Genomic DNA, 3163 nt, shown 5'->3' with positions numbered 1-3163 from the left:
GCTGGGACGCGATCAAGTAGGCGGTCGTTCGCCTAGCCGGAAGCTCTTGCTTCCTCCTCCCAAGCGGATCCGGGCCTTTCGCGCCCGGATCCAGCTGGCCCATCACAGTATCTCATCCCGGTAGGGCCGGGATGGACCAGGTCCAGTCGTGAAAGCCCAGTCGTGAAAGCGTAGACATTCCGGCATGCGGCGCGCCGGGGAGGGCGGATATTCCGCTTTCATGTCCCCGTTCGCGCCCCAACAACGAGAACAGCGCACGATCGCCACGATCATTTCAGTCCTGGCGGATCTTGCGCAGGGGAGAGGGACCCATGGCGGCTCAGATTTTCTCGGCCATATTCGTCATCATCGTCGGCGTCGGCGGCTGCGTCGCCTATTTCTGGGGCGCCAACAAGGCGCTCGACACCATCTTTCCCTCGCGCGGCGTCAGCGGCACTGCCGCCGTCGACAACCTGCGCCGGCAGGGGTTGATCCGTCCCTGGCTGTTCGTCGGTCCAGCGATGATCATCCTGACCATCTATCTGATCTACCCCGTCGTCGAGACGCTCAGACTGTCGTTCCTCGATCGCGGCGGCGCGAGCTTCGTCGGCCTCGCCAATTACGAATGGGCGTTCGGCGACCGCGAGTTCCGCAACTCGATCCTCAACAACATCGTCTGGCTGGCCGTAGTGCCGGCGGCCTGCACTTTCCTCGGTCTGATCATCGCCGTGCTGACCGACAAAATCTGGTGGGGCACCATCGCCAAGAGCCTGATCTTCCTGCCGCTGGCGATTTCCTTCGTCGGCGCCAGCGTGATCTGGAAATTCATTTATGAGTATCGCGGCGAAGGCCAGGTCCAGATCGGCCTGCTCAACGCCATCATCCAGTTTTTCGGCGGGCAGCCGCAGGTCTGGATATCGCTGCCGTTCTGGAACAATTTCTTCCTGATGGTCATCCTGATCTGGATCCAGACCGGCTTTGCCATGGTGATCCTGTCGTCGGCGCTGCGCGGCATTCCCGAGGAGACGATCGAGGCCGCGGTGATCGACGGCGCCAACCCGTTCCAGATCTTCTGGAAGATCATGGTGCCGCAGATATGGGGCACCATCGCCGTGGTCTGGACCACTATCACCATCCTGGTGCTGAAGGTCTTCGACATCGTGCTGACCATGACCAACGGTCAATGGAACAGCCAGGTGCTGGCCAATCTGATGTTCGACTGGATGTTCCGCGGTGGCGGCGATTTCGGCCGCGGCGCAACGATAGCCATCATAATCATGATCGCGGTCATCCCGATCATGGTCTGGAACATCCGCCAGGCCAACAAAGAGACGGGAGGACACTGAAATGGCCGCATCGACCGGAAAGTCCTTTGCCAGCCGTTTCGGCGTCCACATCGCGGTGCTGATCTTCGTCGCCATCTGGACCGTGCCGACGCTAGGCATCCTCGTCTCCTCGCTGCGCGACAAGGACCAGATCATCGCTTCCGGCTGGTGGAACTCGTTCGCCAGCTCCAGCCAGACCGAAGCCGGGCGGCTGCCCGCCGCCTCGGCGCAGGTCGAGAAGGACGGCAAGTTCGTCATCGAGGGCAACATCTTCGGCGACGGCGCCAAGCGCGATATCAGCGCCTTCGGCGTCAAGTCGGCCGCGCCGACGCAATATCCGGCCGGCTCGACCGCCGATCTCGGCGACGGCGTGACCCTGCAGGTCAATGCCGACGGCAGCTTCGTGCTTGCCTCGCCCAAGGCCTTCGAGGGCGACCGCGGCCAGCGCGTCTATTTCGCGTCGTCGGCGCCGCCGAAGTTCACCACGGACAACTACAAGACGGTGCTGTTCTCGGAAGGCATCGGCCGCTCCTTCATGAACTCGCTGACGGTGACCATTCCGGCCACCGTGATCCCGATCCTGATCGCGGCCTTCGCGGCCTACGCGCTGGCCTGGATGCGCTTTCCCGGCCGAGCGCTTTTGATCGCGGTCATCATCGGCCTGCTCGTCGTGCCGCTGCAAATGTCGTTGATACCGCTGCTCAAGCTCTACAACGGCGTCGGCTCGTTCTTCGGCGTGCCGTCCAAGACCTATCTTGGCATCTGGCTGGCGCATACCGGCTTCGGCCTGCCCTTCGCCATCTATCTGCTCAGGAGCTACATTGCCGGGCTGCCGCGCGAGATCATGGAATCGGCGCGCATCGACGGCGCCAGCGATTTCGAGATCTTCGTCAAGATCGTGCTGCCGCTGTCGTTCCCCGTGCTCGCCTCCTTCGCCATCTTCCAGTTCCTGTGGGTGTGGAACGATCTCTTGGTGGCGATGGTTTTCCTCGGTACAGAGGCCGACCAGATCGTGCTGACCGCCAAGCTGAACGCGCTGCTCGGCTCGCGCGGCGGTGACTGGGAGATCCTCACGACATCGGCATTCGTGACCATCATCGTGCCGCTGATCGTGTTCTTCTCGCTGCAGCGCTATTTCGTACGCGGGCTGCTTGCCGGCTCGGTGAAAGGAGGTTGAGACAATGCAATCGGCTTTGAAGGCGACGTCGAGGCCCGACCCCGCCGTCGATCGCGACTGGTGGCGGGGCGCGGTGATCTACCAGATCTATCCGCGCAGCTACCAGGACTCAAATGGCGACGGCATCGGTGACCTGAAGGGCATTGTCCGGCGCTTGCCCTACATCGCCTCGCTCGGCGTCGATGCCATCTGGATATCGCCCTTCTTCAAGTCGCCGATGAAGGACTTCGGTTACGACGTATCGGACTATTGCGACGTCGACCCGATGTTCGGCACGCTCGCCGATTTCGATGCGCTGGTGGCGGAGGCGCATCGGCTTGGCCTCAAGGTGATGATCGACGAGGTGCTGTCACATACCGCCGACATCCATCCCTGGTTCAAGGAAAGCCGTTCGAGCCGCAGCAATCCGAAGGCCGACTGGTATGTGTGGGCCGACGCCAGGCCGGACGGCACGCCGCCCAATAACTGGCTGTCGATCTTCGGCGGCTCGGCCTGGCAATGGGACACCAGCCGCCAGCAATACTACCTGCACAATTTCCTCGCCGAGCAGCCCGACCTCAACTTCCACAACGCGGAGGTCCAGGACGCGCTGCTCGACGTCACCCGTTTCTGGCTGGAGCGCGGTGTCGACGGCTTCCGCCTCGACACCATCAATTTCTATTTCCACAGCCAGGGGCTGGAG

General features: G+C 62.3%; 3 protein-coding genes. All 3 read left to right on the top strand.

Annotated elements, in window-relative coordinates; genetic code table 11:
• Positions 1-311 precede the first annotated feature (311 nt).
• Positions 312-1325, top strand: coding sequence for a sugar ABC transporter permease (locus tag EOA33_RS29600; RefSeq protein WP_126056951.1), 1014 nt, complete (start codon positions 312-314; stop codon positions 1323-1325).
• A gap of 1 nt (position 1326) precedes the next feature.
• Entirely contained in the window at positions 1327-2481 is a 1155-nt protein-coding gene (locus tag EOA33_RS29595; protein WP_126056950.1) for a carbohydrate ABC transporter permease, read from the top strand.
• Between the two features lie 4 nt (positions 2482-2485).
• A partial coding sequence (locus EOA33_RS29590) for an alpha-amylase family glycosyl hydrolase (protein WP_245482471.1) occupies positions 2486-3163 on the top strand: 678 nt, incomplete at its 3' end.

Source organism: Mesorhizobium sp. M4A.F.Ca.ET.050.02.1.1, from assembly GCF_003997725.1.
Classification (GTDB): domain Bacteria; phylum Pseudomonadota; class Alphaproteobacteria; order Rhizobiales; family Rhizobiaceae; genus Mesorhizobium.
Note: the sequence above shows the minus strand (reverse complement) of the source record. Positions and strands in the feature narration are given on the sequence as shown.

What these genes read in the sequence shown, in the direction of transcription:
- EOA33_RS29600 (WP_126056951.1), top strand. Translation starts at nt 312, where the DNA reads ATGGCGGCTCAGATTTTCTCGGCCATATTCGTCATCATCGTCGGCGTC.
- EOA33_RS29595 (WP_126056950.1), top strand. Translation starts at nt 1,327, where the DNA reads ATGGCCGCATCGACCGGAAAGTCCTTTGCCAGCCGTTTCGGCGTCCAC.